Genomic DNA, 16,237 nt, shown 5'->3' with positions numbered 1-16,237 from the left:
TACAAACAAACAGGAGGGAAATTGATGAGTGAGCTAGCTAAAACACCCCAATCCCTTGAAGACAATATTACCGTTTTAAGTGGGGTTGGTGAAAAACGGGCCCAAGGTTTGAATGCCCTGGGAATTTTTACCATTGCCGATTTATTGGAATATTTTCCGTTTCGCTATGATGATTTAGCCGCTAAGGTTCCAACGGCAACCCAAGATGGTGAAAAAGTCACATTTAAAGGGATTGTTTCTTCAGAACCGGTGTTAGTACGTATGGGATTTAAAAAATCACGCTTAACTTTTAATATTTTAATTGGCTATGAAAATATTAAAGTGAGTTTTTTTAACCAACCATGGCTAAAAGAGCAAATAAAACTGGAAAATGAAATCGCGGTTTATGGAACATATGACGCAATACACCAAAGTTTAGCTGCAATGAAGGTGATTCAACAAGCAGCTGATAGTTTAGCTGGTATTTATCCAGCATCTAAAGCAGTGCAAGCGAAAACTATTCAAAGTTTGATTGAACAAGCCTATGGCAAATACCATCAACTAATTGCGGATTTAATTCCGGCCCCATTACGGGAAAAATACCGCTTATTAGATCGCCAAACGATGATTCGTGATATGCATTTTCCAACCGATATGCAAGCAGCCCATGCAGCCCGGCGGAGTGCGGCCTTTGAGGAATTTTTCCTATTTCAAATGAATTTACAGCTTGTAAAAATGGCCGATACTAAAAATCATGGCCGTAGTATTAATTTTGATAATCAATTAGTGCAAGCATTTATCAAAACCTTACCATTTGAATTGACCGCCGCACAAAAAAAGGTGGTTAATGAAATTGCTTTTGATATGAAACGCCCCTTACATATGAATCGCTTATTGCAAGGAGATGTTGGTTCGGGTAAAACAGTTGTTGCCGCAGTTGAAGCGTATGCGGCCGCTACAGCGGGAATGCAAACGGCAATTATGGCGCCGACGGAAATTTTAGCGCAACAACACGCCAAAAGTTTTGGTAAGTTTTTTGCGGAGATGCCCGATATTCGCGTGGAATTAATCACAGGGGCGACTAAAGCGGCCGCCCGACGGCAAGTATTAGCGGATTTAGTTAGTGGTGAAATTGATATGATTATCGGAACACATGCCTTAATTCAAGATGGGATTGAGTTTCATAATCTAGGGTTAGCCATTATTGATGAACAACACCGTTTTGGGGTTAAGCAACGGGCTGTCTTACGTGAAAAGGGGATGAACCCAGATATTTTAGCGATGACAGCCACGCCAATTCCTCGGACTTTGGCGATTACGGCGTATGGGGAAATGGATGTGTCAATTATTGACCAACTACCCGCGGGTCGTAAGCCAATTGAAACGCGGTGGTTAAAAACGGATGCGTATGACCAAGCAATTGATTTTATGCGCCAACAAATTAAGGCTGGCGCCCAAGCGTATATTGTCACACCGTTGATTGAAGAATCAGAAGCCCTTGATGTCCAAAATGCCACGGCAATTTATGAAGAATTAGCCGACTTTTTGGCGCCGGATATTAAAGTTGGTCTATTACATGGGCGGATGAAAAATGACGAAAAAGATGCGGTGATGCAAAAGTTTAAAGCCAATGAATTTCAAGTCTTAGTGGCGACAACCGTGATTGAAGTTGGGGTGGATGTCCCTAATGCGACGGTCATGTTAATTTTAGATGCTGATCGCTTTGGGCTGGCTCAACTCCACCAATTACGTGGGCGAGTTGGTCGAGGGGATAAGCAATCATACACGCTATTGCTTGCAGATCCTAAGACTCAGTATGGTAAAGACCGGATGGATATCATGACCAAAACGACCAATGGGTTTGTCTTAGCACAAAAAGATTTGGAGTTACGTGGTCAAGGTGATATTCTAGGTCAAAAGCAATCGGGGATGCCTGATTTTAAAGTTGGTGATCCCGTTGCCGACTTAAAAATGTTGGAAATTGCCCAACAAGAAGCGATTACAATTATTACCCAACCTAACTGGGATAGTGTTCAAACGAACGCAGCTTTGGTACAATATTTATCAAACAGAATGGCACGATACCGTAACTTAGATTAGTGCTAGTTAAATGGAGAAGAGAAAACGATGAAAATTGCAGTTGATGCAATGGGTGGCGATTACGCCCCATTGGAAATTGTTAAAGGGGTTGAAAAATCTCGTGACCAATTTAGTGATATGGAATTTATTTTATTTGGTGATGAAGCCAAAATTAAAGCGGTCTTAAAAGATACCACCCGCGTAACAATTCACCATACCGATGATATGATTGAAATGGGTGAAGAACCAGTTCGTGCGATTCGCCGTAAGAAAAATTCATCAATGGTTTTAGCCGCGAACGCCGTTAAAAATGGTGAAGCAGATGCATTTTTCTCTGCTGGTAACACCGGGGCTATCTTGGCCGCCGGGATTTTTATTGTTGGTCGGATTAAAGGTATTGATCGCCCAGCATTGGCCACAGTATTGCCATCAGTTAGCGGTCCCCACGATTCATTTGTGATGATGGATATGGGAGCTAATGCTGAATCAAAAGCGGCCCACCTGTACCAATATGGTTTCTTAGGTGATTTCTATGCTGAAAAAGTTCTTGGTTTTGAAAATCCACGAGTGGGTCTTTTGAATTTAGGAACCGAAGAAGATAAGGGTGATGAAGTTCATAAAGAAGCTTGGCAATTACTAAATAAAGCACCGAAATTGAATTACATTGGTAACGTGGAAGCCCGCGAATTACTTAACGGCGCAGCGGATGTCGTTGTTACCGATGGTTCAAATGGGAATACTGCTTTAAAAGCGATTGAGGGCACGGCCTTAACAATTATTAACTTATTAAAAGAATCAATCCTTGGTGGCGGTGTTAAAGCTAAACTTGGTGGTTTGTTAATTAAAGATGCATTACGTGGCATGCGTGATAAAATGGATTACACTAAGGCTGGTGGGGCCGTATTACTCGGAGTAAATGCCCCCGTTGTTAAGACCCATGGTTCAGCTAAAGAACAAGAAGTTGCAAATACATTTGCACAAATTCACACGATGGTGCAAAATGGATTAGTACCAGCAATTCAAGATTACATTGCTAATCATGCTGATGTAATTAAAGCGACGACAACTGAAGAAGATAAGGGATAATCAAATGACTAAACAAGATATTTACAACACAATTAGTGCCTCAATCATGGAACAATTTAGCTTGAGTGCTGACAAAATCACGCCATCATTGAACTTTTTGAATGATATTGATGCGGACTCAATTGATTTTGTAGAATTAGTATTAGATTTGGAAGATCACTTTGACGTTGAAATTCCTGATGAAGATGCTGAAAAATTAGTTACTTTACAAAGTACGGTTGATTACATCGCCGATAAAAAAGGTATTACCGCTTAATGTTTATTAAAGGGGTTGTGACATAACGCTTTTCTGGTAGTAAATTGCTACCAAAACGCGTTCCAGAAGTCCGATATATTCGAAATGATATGCACCCCAAAAGTTGGACCAAGAAAGGTCAACTTTTGGGGTGTTTTATTATGAAAAAATTTTCAAAAGAATTTAAACTAAAAATGGTACAAGAATACCTTTTAATAACCCATAATTTTAAAAAAGTGGCCGCCAACAATAATCACATTGTGGCAGCTACAACGATAAAAAGTTGGGTGCGTATTTTCAATTCTGAGGGTATCAGTGGTCTAGAAAAAAGACGGCACCCTAGAGTTTACGATGGTACATTTAAGCAAGCTGTTTTAAAATGGAGAAAAAATAATAACGCCTCGTACTATGATGCAGCCAAAGAATTTTCTATCAGAAACTGGACCACTATTCAAAGGTGGCAGGAAAAATATGATGAACTGGGTCCAGAGTCGTTCTTTATTTCAAAAGGAAGGCACGCAAATATGACACCTAAAAAAATTAAAGCAGCTATGAAAGCTCAAAAACAAGAAAAATCTGAAGTTGAGAAATTAAAAGAGGAAGTTTTACGCTTACAAGTTGAAAATGAATATCTAAAAAAATTAAAGGCCTTAGTTCTGTCACGCGAAAAGAAGTAGCTAGAATAGTTACTGAACTAAGGCGAGAATTTAATTTCACTTTAAAACTTATCTTAAGTGTCGTACACATGGCTAAAAGTACGTATGCATACATCGTTAAACATGATGACGGCATCGATAAAGATGCCGAATGTAAAGCGGCAATTACAGCTATTAAAATAGTGGCACCCGCCGCTGGTTATCGTCAAGTAACAGATCAATTACACGAAGATGGGAAACGTATCAATCATAAAAAGGTTTTACGGATTATGAAAGAATTGGGTATTTTATCAACCGCATACGAACATCAAGGTCGTAAATATAGTTCTTACCGAGGTAATATCGGCAAAATTGCGAAAAATAAGTTAAATCGTCATTTTTACACTGATCGCCCATATCAAAAATTAACTACTGATGTGACAGAAGTTCGTTGGGGTGCAAAGACTAAAAACGAGCGCGGTTATTTTACGTGCATTTATGACATGTTTTCTGGTGAAATTCTTGGATATGAAATCGCCATGAAACCGACAGTAAAATTCACACTATCAGCCTTAACTAAGGCAATAACAAAAATCCCTTCCAATTTAGGATACCGAACATTAGTGCATTCTGATCAAGGGTTCCAGTATCAAACGAAGCAATGGCAAAACAACCTGAAGGATAATAGTATGATTCAAAGTATGTCCCGAAAAGCTACCTGCCTAGACAATGCCGTAATGGAAAGCTTTTTTCATCTTTTAAAATCAGAAGCTTATTACCACAAAATAATTAATACGTTTGAGGATGTTTGTGCCGCAATTTCACTGTGGATTGAATATTATAATAATCGTAGAAGTAAAACAAAATTGGGTGGCAAGAGTCCGGTAAAATACCGGCTACTTGCCACCCAACAAACAATATAAAATTCGGTCCAACTTTTGGGGTTCAGTGCAAAATACGACAAAATCCTCTATGAAGAATTTTCTTCATAGAGGATTTTTAGTGTATTTCTCGATATCGCCCGACTTCTGTCACAGCTCCTTTTTATTTAGCATGGTTTAGCGGAGGATATTATTTTTAGTAACGAATTTAGTAAGCAAGTTACCACTGAAAAAGCGGATTATTGCCGTGTGAATGCCTAATTAGGCAGAAATCAGCACGTAATTAGTGGTATAATTTAATATGGCATTTGTATGCATTTTTACTGCCTAATCGGGGAGGAATATAAACGTGTTAGATAAATTACAAACACAATTAAAAAAACAATTTGGGATTAGCTTTAACGACCCTAATTTACTCGTTGAAGCTTTTACTCAAGGAAATTATTTGAATGAACATCCAAAATTTAACGGGCGCGATTATCAACGGCTCGAATTCTTGGGTGATGCGGTCATGCAATTACAAACCGCACAATATCTATACAAAAACTATCCATCATGGGATGAAGGTCAATTGACTGAATTACGGATTGCCATGGTGCAAACGCGCTCATTTGCTTTATTGGCCAAGGAACTTGCGTTTAACGATTACATTTTATTGGGCCGTGGTGAAGAATTAAATGGTGCTCGGCATCGGGATTCATTATTAGAAGATGTTTGGGAAGCTTTTATCGGCGCTTTGTATCTTGATCAAGGGGCCAACACGGTGACCGAATTTTTGACGCAACATATGTTTGCCAAAATTAATACGGGCTTTTATGATCAATTCATTGATTTTAAGAGTAAGCTACAAGAACTTTTACAAAAAAATGGGGCAGTGCAAATTAAGTATCAAAAACTTAGTCAAACGGATCTTGATGAACACAATCAACAACAGTTTACGGTGGCCGTGGAAGTCCAAGGTAAAGTCTTGGCAACTGGGCATGGTAGCTCACTAAAAAATGCTGAAAAAGCAGCTGCACGGGCAGCTTATCAACAATTAATGCAAAAGTAGGAACGATATGAAGCTTAAATCTTTGGAAATCAGTGGATTTAAATCATTTGCTGATAAAACAAAAATTGAATTTAAGCCAGGGATGACCGGGATTGTTGGTCCCAACGGATCGGGAAAATCAAACATTATTGAAGCAATTCGCTGGGTAATGGGGGAACAATCAGCCAAAGGTCTTCGTGGTGATAAGATGCAAGATGTTATTTTCGGTGGTACGAGTAAACGGAGCCCGTTGAACCGTGCTGAAGTAACAATCATCTTTGATAATAGTGATCACTATTTAAAAACAGATTTTACTGAAATTCGGATTAGTCGGCGCTTGTATCGCTCTGGTGAATCGAATTATCTCATCAATGGGCAAGATGTTCGCTTACGTGATATTGTTGAATTATTTATGGACACTGGTTTAGGCCGTGAAAGTTTTTCAATTATTTCGCAAGGCCGCGTGGAAGCCATTTTTAATTCGAAAGCTGAAGATCGGCGGACAATTATTGAAGAAGTTGCGGGTGTCTATAAATACAAGCAAAATAAAGAACGTGCGCAAAAAGAACTTAAGCAAACCCAAGAAAATCTTGATCGGGTCGAAGATATTTTAGAAGAAGTGGCTAGTCGGGTTGAACCATTAGCCCAACAAGCGGCGATTGCCCAAGATTATATCGAGCAAAAGCAACGATACGATGCTTTGGAAAAATCACGCTTAGTAATTGAAATCGATGAATATTTAACGACCCAAACGACTAGTTCGATTAAGGCCGCTCAGTTAGAAACCATAATTGGGCAACAACAAGCAGATATTAAACAAAAAGCCGACCAACTCAAAAAACTTAAAGTTACGCAACAAACGCTTCACGCACAACGCGAGCAATTACAAGCCCGGTTAGTGACATTAGCGCAAACGACGGAACGGTTAAATGGGTTACAAAATATTACTGCGGAACGAGAACAAACTCGGACTAGTAGTATTAACGAGTTAACTGGTAGTTTAGAACAAGTAACGCAACATTTAGCACAGTTGACCACGGAATTGACGACTAAACAAGCAGCTTTAGCTAGTCAACAGGCTGAAATTGAATTGGTTGAAATTCAATTAGCCGAATTAAGTAATCAAACGGTTGCTAGCCGGATTGAACAATTGCAAGCAGAAGTGGCAGTTGCTGAACAGGCGCATTTAGCTGATTTAAAAACGCAAGTAACGCTCCAAAATGAAGTCCAAAATGCCGTTAATAATTTAAAGCAAGTTACCACCAATGGGACTGATTTAAAAACGCAGTTAGCCACTAGTCAAACTAAATTGAGTTTGGCTCAAGCCGAACAACAAACGTTAGCTGAACAATTAAGCGCGGCACAAAGCAAACAACAAGCAACACAAGTAGCCTTTGATACGCTAACAAATGAGTATCAAGTCGTCCATGCGCAACAAAAGCAAAATCAACAAGCGTGGTTAGATGGTTTAGCCTTAGTTAAGCAAGCTCAAGCCCGGTTGGAATCGTTACAAGCAATGGATAACGAGTATGCCGGATATTATCAAGGGGTTCGTAACTTAATGCGGCAACGTGAACAATTCCCCGAAATTGCGGGGGTCGTGGCCGATTTATTGAATGTACCAGCGGAATTAAGTAAGGCAATTGAAGTTGCCCTCGGGGGTGCTTTACAACAAGTCGTCGTGGCCAATGAACAAACGGCTAAAGCAGCTGTTAAATTTTTAACGCAGCAACGCCTTGGACGGGTAACCTTTCTACCATTAACGGTGATTAAAGGGCGAAGCTTACCAGTGCAACAGTTACAAGCAATTCAAGGCCTCGATGGTTTTCAAGGGGTGGCGAGTGACTTAGTAACGACCGCACCTAGTTATCAAAAAGTTTTAACCCACTTATTGGGTACGACGGTGATTGCAACGGATTTGGAGCGAGCCACCGCAATTGCCCATGCCGGTCAACATCGGTTTAAAATTGTGACGTTGGATGGTCAAATGATCAATCCCGGCGGTTCAATTACCGGTGGGGCGCAACGTAATGATAATAATGGGGTCTTGCAACAAAAAACGGAAATTGAGCAATTAACCCAAGCAGTTGCTACAATGAAAGCAGAGCTAGCGAGTGCGGAATTAAAAGTCCAAGCATTTGAACAACAAATTAATGATGTTACGGAGGCCGGCACGGCCAAACGAGCAGAGTTGGCAATTTGCAACGAAAATGTGCAAATTTTAACTTCCAAAGTTAAGTTAGCCGCTGAAAACAGTAATCACGTGCAACAGCAGGTTGAGCAGTTACAAGCGCAACAAAAAACGGTTGATGATAGTGTTACTAGCATGACCCAATCGGATGCTGCCAATAAAGCTAAATTAGCAACTTTAGAAGCCAATTTAGCGCAATTACAAACCCAAATTAGGACGGCCAAAGCAGAAATTAACGAACTAGCCCAAAGTCAAACGAGCTTGAGTGAACAAATTTTTGCCAAACGGGAATGGTTAGCAGGCCAACGGGCTACGGCGACCGCCCTAGCCAACGATATAGCCACGTTAACGCAACAAGAAGCCAGTGCTGTTAAAAATCGCCAACAATTGGAACAACGATTAGCATTATTTTCCGCTGGTGGTGATGAATTAGAACAAGCTCGGGCCCGCGCGCAAAAAGATTTAGTAGTGGCGCAAGCTGACTATCAACAAGCGACAACGGATTTAGCGGTCATAAAAAATGAGTTAGCGCAAGCCGATGCGGCCATTGCGGCGTTAGAGGAACAACTCGAACGCGTGCAAGGGACGCAACGTTTAAGTCAACAAGAATTAAGTACGCTTAATTCACAACAAGCCCGCAATAGTGCCCTTTTAGAGCAAGCCCAACACCAATTGACAGAAGAATATGATTTGACAATTGAGGCTGCCAAAGCGGAATTAGTTAACATGCCGATTGCCGAAATTAAAACGCAATTAAAATTGATTAAACGTGGTATTGACGAATTAGGGGATGTTAACCTAAATTCAATTGCCGAATATCAAGAAGTCGCTAGCCGTCATGAATTCTTAAGTCAACAACAAGCTGATTTAGTAGCCGCTCGTGATAATTTATTTGCGACGATGACGGAAATGGATGGCGAAGTATCACAACGTTTTAAAACAACTTTTGATGCGATTGCTAGTCAATTTAATGATATCTTTGGCCGCATGTTTGGTGGTGGTAAGGCTGAATTACGCTTAACCGATCCAGAGAACTTATTAACAACAGGAATTGATATTATGGCACAGCCGCCTGGTAAAAAATTCCAACAAATGTCACTGCTTTCGGGTGGTGAAAAGGCCTTAACGGCGATTACATTATTGTTCTCAATTTTAGCGGTTCGGCCAGTGCCATTTGCAATTCTTGATGAAACGGAAGCGGCTTTGGATGATGCAAATGTGACGCGCTTTGCGCAATATCTACACACATTTGAAAATGATACGCAATTTATCGTGATTACCCACCGTAAAGGAACGATGGTTAATGCGGATATGTTATACGGGATTACGATGCAAGAATCAGGAATTTCAAAACTTGTCGCCGTTAACTTAGCTGATGTTAATCAATAAAAAAGTGAGGAAATAAATATGGGATTATTTGATATTTTCCGTAAGAAAGATTCAGAAAAACAACCAGAACCAGTTGTTGAATCAACTGAGGAAGCCCAAACGGCCAATGAACCAACCGCCGTTCCAAGTGCGGCGCCTATTGAAACATCTACTGAAGAACCAGCGGTTAAAGTTACTAATGGTATTAAGATTCCAATTACTAAAGCAACCCCAGTAGTTGAAGAACCAGTGATTGAAGCAGTTCCCGCAACTGAAGAACCAGTAGTTGAAGCAACCCCAGCAACTGAAGAACCAGTGATTGAAGCAGCTCCCGCAACTGAAGTGCCAGTGGTTGAGGAAGCCCCAGCAGCTGAAGAACCAGTAGTTGAAGCAGCTCCCGCAACTGAAGAACAAGCCTATGATAAAGGGTTGGAAAAATCACGTAAATCATTTGGGGAACGTTTGAATGCCTTCTTTGCTAAATTCCGTTCGGTAGATGAAGACTTTTTTGAAGATCTTGAAGATACCCTCATTCAAGCCGACGTTGGTTATCAAACGGCGATGCAAATTAGTGATGAATTACGGGATGAAGTTAAATTAAAGAATGCTAAAAACAAAGACGCGATTCGCCAAGTAATTGTCGACAAATTAATTGAAATTTATGAAGCCAGTGGTAATGGTGAAGATATTTCAATGCATTTTGCACCAACCGGGCCAACGGTAATTTTATTTGTCGGTGTTAACGGAGTTGGTAAAACGACGACGATTGGTAAGATGGCCAACCTTTACAAATCAGAAGGTAAAAAAGTCTTATTAGCGGCGGCAGATACCTTCCGGGCCGGTGCGACGCAACAATTACAGGAATGGGGTCGTCGTGATGGGGTTGAAGTCGTCTCAGGTCCAGATCGCGTCGATCCAGCATCAGTGGTTTTTGATGCGGTTAAAAAGGCCAAAGAAGATGCTTATGATGTCTTATTTGTTGATACGGCTGGTCGTTTACAAAATAATGTTAATTTGATGCAAGAATTGGCTAAAATGAAACGGATTATTAGTCGTGAATTACCAGACGCGCCCCATGAAGTGTTGATTGTGCTTGATGGAACAACGGGCCAAAATGCCTTACAACAAGCTAAATTATTTAAAGAATCAACCGATGTTACGGGGATTGTTTTAACTAAACTTGATGGAACTGCTAAAGGTGGGATTATTTTGGCAATTCGTAATGAAATGCATTTACCAGTTAAGTGGGTTGGTCTTGGTGAACAAGCAACTGATTTACGGACCTTTAGTCCTGATCAATTCGTGCAAGGTTTATTTAAAGGTTTAATTGATTAAAGGCGAGGGTGCTAATGGAAATTGAAAAGAATAATCGCGTTAACTTGTTATTTGAGTTTTATCAACCGCTTTTAACAGTTAAGCAAAATGAATATATGGATTTGTATTATGGCGACGATTATTCTTTAGGCGAAATTGCTGAAGAATTTGCTGTTAGCCGACAAGCCGTATATGATAATCTTAAACGGACCGAAAAATTATTGGAAAGCTATGAAAATAAACTTCACATGTTGGCTGATTTTGAGCAACGCACGCGCGTTTTACAGACGCTAAATCAATATGTGGATGAACATTATCAAACTGACCAACAATTACACCAAATAATTACACAAATTACAAAAATCGATGAAGAATAAATGAGGTATAAAAAATGGCTTTTGAAGGACTAACAGAACGTCTCCAAAAAGCAATTTCAGGATTACGCCGTAAGGGTAAAGTGACGGATGCTGATTTACGCGAAACCATGCGGGAAATTCGCTTGGCGTTACTTGAAGCCGACGTTAACTTTGAAGTTGTTAAAACATTTATCAAAACTGTTCGTGATCGCGCTGCCGGCACGAATGTTTTAGAAGGACTTAATCCAGCACAGCAAATTGTTAAAATTGTTGATGAAGAATTAACCAAGATGATGGGTGAAGAAGCGGTTCCGCTTAATAAGAGCCCTAAAGTACCAACGGTTATTATGATGGCCGGGCTCCAAGGGGCTGGTAAAACAACGACGGTTGGTAAATTAGCTTTAAAACTTAAAAATGAACAAAATGCGCGGCCATTATTGATTGCCGCCGATATTTACCGACCAGCTGCCATTGACCAATTAGAAAAACTTGGTCATGACATGGATATTCCGGTCTTTAGCATGGGAACTGATGTTAATCCACGTGAAATTGTTAAACAAGGGTTAGCTCAAGCCGCTGAAAATAAAAATGACTACGTGTTTATTGATACGGCTGGTCGTTTACAAATTGATGAATTATTAATGGATGAATTGGCGGACATCAAAACGATTGCCCAACCAGATGAAATCTTATTAGTAATTGATGCTATGACTGGGCAAAATGCGGTCCAAACAGCCGAAGGTTTCGACCAACGTCTTAATGTGACTGGGGTTGTCCTTACGAAATTAGATGGTGATACCCGTGGTGGGGCTGCCCTTTCAATTCGGGCCGTGACTGGTAAGCCAATTAAATTTGTCGGTCAAGGTGAAAAAATGACTGATTTGGATGTCTTCTATCCAGATCGGATGAGTTCACGGATCTTAGGCATGGGGGACATGTTAACGCTGATTGAAAAAGCGCAACGTGACTTTGATGAAAAGCAAGCCGAAGAACAAATGCAAAAGATGAAGGAAAACACTTTTGACTTTAATGACTTTATTGAACAATTAAACCAAGTTCAAAGTATGGGACCATTGGAAGATATCATGAAGATGATTCCCGGAATGGCTAATAACCCAGCGCTTAAGAACATGAATGTTGATCCTAAAGATTTAGAACACATTAAAGCAATTGTCTTTTCAATGACGCCAGCTGAACGAGAAAATCCTGATTTATTAAATCCAAGTCGCCGGCGTCGGTTAGCAGCTGGATCAGGACGGCCAGTTGTTGAGGTTAACCGCATGATTAAACAATTCATGGAAATGAAAAAGATGATGAGTGGTTTAATGAACGGTAAGATGTCACCCCAAATGCAAAATATGATGAATATGATGGGCCAAGGCGGTGGAATGCCCGGTATGCCAAATATCCCAGGGATGGGTGGTCTTGGTGGTAAAGTTGCCAGTGGGTTAGGTAATTTAGCGATGAAACAAATGGCACGTAAGCTTAAAAAGGCCAAAAAACGTCGTTAGACCCAAAAATTAGCACCAGATAATAACTTTTAAATAAAAATGCTTTCAATTTTTCGAGAATTTCAAAAAATTGAAAGCATTTTTATTTGGATTATGGCCTATACTAAATATTGTTAAGAAACGAGATAAGTCAATAGAGTAACAGCATTGTTCAACATTATTAGCTGGGGGGCTAATAATGTTAGTTCGGGGGGATTGCCGTTAAGGTAGGATGATGTTTTTGTTGCGGGGGGAAACTTGTTTTAAGTCTTAATAAGTTATGAAATCATCGCATGAACTTTTTTTAAAAATAAAATTTTATACTTGCCAAATTCGGGGGGCAAAACAAAAATGATTCAAAAAAATTTTTTTGAATCATTTTTTGCTAAAAATCTGTTGAAGTGCTTAAACTAATATTTTTTTGATTTAACTGGTATTATGTTAAAGGTATTTATTTGGTTTAAATTTGCAAGACAACATAAAGGGGGGGAAGCAAATGGACTTCCTTAGTATTTTACCTGAACAAGATCAGTTAAAGATTAACATACTAGAGTTAGTACTAAGCTTGAGTAATGATGATGTTCGTATTGATATTATTCGTGAAAAATTAGCCATTTCAAACTATAAATTTGAAGAGGCTATTAACGGTATTAATGCCGATACGCAGCTGATTTTAAATCAAGCGGCGTTACGTATTGAACAAAATTGGCTCGTTGTCGAACCAATTTTATCGCGGGCCTTAATTCAACAACTACGTGCATATTATTTTAAATTTGCGCCGTTGCAAATGTTAATTGGGGAAACTTTAGTTCGTAATCGTTATCCGCGCGCCCAAGAAATGGAATTAAGCTATGGGTGGAGCCGTACATACTATTCAAAACAAAAGCGCCTATTAAAAGATTTACAACTTGATCAGTGGTATGCCTATCCAGAAATAGCAGTCCGCCAATTTATTTTTGCATTATACACTTTTTTTGGGCACAACTTAAATATTGAAAATAATGTTGATCAGTTAAAGGTTAAAAATTTAATTAAATTAACAGCCGTTACCAACTTAAGTCCTAATCAACAGCAACAGTTAGAATTAATAATGACCCTTGCTTTGATGCGGCTGCCGGTTGCAACCGAAGAGCTCAAATTGACTAACTTATGGTTGACGTCCGCACCCAGTTTTGTGAGCACTTTGGCAACAACTTTGGGCTGTGATGCACAACGAGCAACGATTGAAGCGCAATTATTGGTGCAAGGATTATTTGAACAAGGATTATTAGCACCAACCTTACGGGAGGATTTACAAATCAACCCCGCCTACGGGACTGAATTATCGGCAATTATTGCAACTATCACAAGTAACATGGCAACGTTATTAACAACTGGGTCCCAAGCAATCCAAGCCGACTTTGTTACAACCGCCGCTCAAATTATTTTGTCAGAGAAATATACGGAAGGTTTTGCATCGGAATTTGATATAACGCGTACCCGCTATTTTGAAGACATATATCCGACGTTAAATCGCTTAGTTGTTAAATTCGTACAAGCATTATTGGCTCAGCACATTTTAACGGAACAATATCAAGTTGATCGAGTATATTTTAAGTTGATTTCTTATATTTTAGTATCTGATTTTGATATTAGTGGTTTTGATCAAGTTGAAGTTTGTTTTGATTTTTCAGGTGGTAAATATGTTAACCAGTTTATGATGGAAATGTTTAAAACCTATGTCAATATTAATGTCGTTACGACAACCACTATAACGAGTACGACAGATATCTATCTGGGGGATTACTTTAAGCCACAATTATTAATAGAACAACTAATTTGGGTTAAACCACCAACGGCACTGGATTGGTCAAAGTTGGGGGATATGATTGCCCAAGCAAAAGTTAGCAAGTATGGTCACGTCAAGGAGGAGTAAGATGACCCATGAAAGTAAATTCAGTCATTTATTAATTTCTGCTGCCTTAACTGGGTTAGTGGCCCAAGGCTGGGTGACCATCGTACCGCGAGTCATTCATGCAACTGCCGTGCAATCAATGACCGGTAGTGCAGCCACAGATGGCACTGTGCACGTTTCGCCGGAGGATTTTTCGAAGTATTTTAACCTTAATCAAGATACAATTTTAGCGGGCCAACCCAGTAATGGGCACCAGTTAGTAACTTTAACACCAAATCAAGCCCATCAAGTTGGTAATTTTACTTTAAACAATAAGATTGATATGGATAAAAGTTTTACTTTGACCGGGCAATTAAATCTTGGTGATAAGTCCCAGGCCAAGGGTGGTGCTGATGGGGTTAGTATCATTTTTCATCCCGGACCGATTGACGAAACTGGTGTCGGGGGTGAAATGACTGGTTTTGGTGGGATTCCCGGGGCCTTTGGGTTCAAATGGGATACGTACCATAATCCTAATGATCCCGCCCAGTTTACAAATAATGAATCTTATGCCGCCTTCGTACACAACGATGAGCAAAATACCCCGGTAGTCGACCTTGATTCAGCCCAAAAAATTGCTAATCCAACTAATAATCAATTTATACCGGTCAAGATTAGTTATGATGGCTCAACACATATGATGACGGTAACGTATGGTGACCAGACGTTTAGCCGTAATTTATCAAATTGGATAGGTGATAGTCATGCGCTCGCTTTATCAATGACCGCCTCAACCGGGGAAGAGTTTAATTTACAACAATTTAACTTTGAATCATTTGATTACACGCCCACGGTGGTTAAAAGCCATATTAAAATTGAATATCAAGATGCTACTGGTAGCAGTTTGCAGCCTAGTACATCAATTGAAGGGGCCGTAAACAGTCCTTTTACCATCCAACCCGCTGCAATTGCTGGCTATCAATACCAACGTAGTAGTAGCCAATTAACAGGGAATTTTTGGGCGACTGATCAAACGATTGTTTTAACATATAAACCGATAACAACGCATGTTAAGATTAATTACCTTGATCAAAATGGTAAACAATTAACCGCAAGCCAAACGCTAACGGGTGAGTTTGGAACTACGTATCAAATTCAGCCAACTGTTTTACCAGGCTATACCTATATGGCTAATTCAGTCGCCTTAACCGGGACGTTTGGCTCCACTGATACCAATGTGAATTTAATTTATCAACGGCTTATGGGCCACGTTAAAGTGGTTTTCATGACAAGTAACCACCATCCTATCTTACCGAGTCGCCAAATTAGTGGCTATTTTGGGGATGACTATCAAATGACGGTGCCCGAAGTCAAAGGCTTTACTAGTAATATTAAGGTGCTTAGCGGTCGTTTTAATGGCGCTGGCGAACAAGTTGAGGTGATCTACACACCAATTAAGGCGCAAACTTTGAACGTTCATTTACAGATTATTAATCATGTAACCGGCCAAGTCATCCGCGTAATTTCATTACAAGGTAAAGTGGGCGAACGCATCAGTTTTAATGAAGCATATTACTTAAAAATTCTGGCCCAATACGGTTTACAGCCTAGGGGTTGTGACATAACTACCTCTTAAATAAAAATTCCAGATGGAAATGAGTATCATTTCCATCTGGAATTTTTTTATTTTGAAAAAAGTGAATAAATTAGCGAGCACTCC

General features: G+C 39.8%; 11 protein-coding genes. All 11 read left to right on the top strand.

Going from position 1 to position 16,237, the window contains the following annotated elements:
* Positions 1-24 precede the first annotated feature (24 nt).
* The 11 genes from recG to LQZ76_RS02830 all read left to right on the top strand — a co-directional run bounded on the left by recG (position 25) and on the right by LQZ76_RS02830 (position 16,153).
* Positions 25-2,079 carry an ATP-dependent DNA helicase RecG gene (gene recG, locus LQZ76_RS02880; protein WP_230098267.1) on the top strand — a complete coding sequence of 685 codons (2,055 nt, stop codon included), beginning with the start codon at positions 25-27 and terminating at the stop codon, positions 2,077-2,079.
* 27 nt (positions 2,080-2,106) lie between these two features.
* Positions 2,107-3,144 (top strand): phosphate acyltransferase PlsX, encoded by a 1,038-nt coding sequence (plsX, locus tag LQZ76_RS02875; RefSeq protein WP_230098266.1) that lies wholly within the window; start codon positions 2,107-2,109, stop codon positions 3,142-3,144.
* Positions 3,145-3,148: 4 nt separating this feature from the next.
* Entirely contained in the window at positions 3,149-3,400 is a 252-nt protein-coding gene (acpP, locus tag LQZ76_RS02870; protein WP_230098265.1) for an acyl carrier protein, read from the top strand.
* A gap of 140 nt (positions 3,401-3,540) precedes the next feature.
* A protein-coding gene (locus LQZ76_RS02865; protein ID WP_230098264.1) for an IS3 family transposase occupies positions 3,541-4,937 on the top strand; the annotation gives its coding sequence in 2 pieces (ribosomal slippage) (positions 3,541-4,027 and positions 4,027-4,937; 1,398 coding nt in all).
* 307 nt (positions 4,938-5,244) lie between these two features.
* The gene (gene rnc / locus LQZ76_RS02860) at positions 5,245-5,946 is read left to right on the top strand and encodes a ribonuclease III (RefSeq protein WP_230098263.1); all 702 of its coding nucleotides are present in this window, start codon (positions 5,245-5,247) and stop codon (positions 5,944-5,946) included.
* A gap of 7 nt (positions 5,947-5,953) precedes the next feature.
* On the top strand, positions 5,954-9,505 hold the full coding sequence (smc, locus tag LQZ76_RS02855) for a chromosome segregation protein SMC (protein ID WP_230098262.1): 3,552 nt from the start codon (positions 5,954-5,956) through the stop codon (positions 9,503-9,505).
* A gap of 18 nt (positions 9,506-9,523) precedes the next feature.
* The gene (gene ftsY / locus LQZ76_RS02850) at positions 9,524-10,819 is read left to right on the top strand and encodes a signal recognition particle-docking protein FtsY (protein WP_230098261.1); all 1,296 of its coding nucleotides are present in this window, start codon (positions 9,524-9,526) and stop codon (positions 10,817-10,819) included.
* Between the two features lie 14 nt (positions 10,820-10,833).
* Positions 10,834-11,175: a putative DNA-binding protein gene (locus LQZ76_RS02845; protein WP_230098260.1), complete on the top strand. Its 342-nt coding sequence runs from the start codon at positions 10,834-10,836 to the stop codon at positions 11,173-11,175.
* 14 nt (positions 11,176-11,189) lie between these two features.
* Positions 11,190-12,665 (top strand): signal recognition particle protein, encoded by a 1,476-nt coding sequence (ffh, locus tag LQZ76_RS02840; RefSeq protein ID WP_230098259.1) that lies wholly within the window; start codon positions 11,190-11,192, stop codon positions 12,663-12,665.
* Between the two features lie 475 nt (positions 12,666-13,140).
* Positions 13,141-14,559, top strand: a complete 1,419-nt coding sequence (locus tag LQZ76_RS02835; RefSeq protein WP_230098258.1) for a hypothetical protein — start codon at positions 13,141-13,143, stop codon at positions 14,557-14,559.
* A gap of 1 nt (position 14,560) precedes the next feature.
* Positions 14,561-16,153 (top strand): lectin-like domain-containing protein, encoded by a 1,593-nt coding sequence (locus LQZ76_RS02830; RefSeq protein WP_230098257.1) that lies wholly within the window; start codon positions 14,561-14,563, stop codon positions 16,151-16,153.
* The last annotated feature ends 84 nt before the right edge of the window (positions 16,154-16,237 follow it).

This window comes from Periweissella ghanensis, from assembly GCF_918814755.1.
Taxonomy (GTDB): Bacteria; Bacillota; Bacilli; order Lactobacillales; family Lactobacillaceae; genus Periweissella; species Periweissella ghanensis.
Note: the sequence above shows the minus strand (reverse complement) of the source record. Positions and strands in the feature narration are given on the sequence as shown.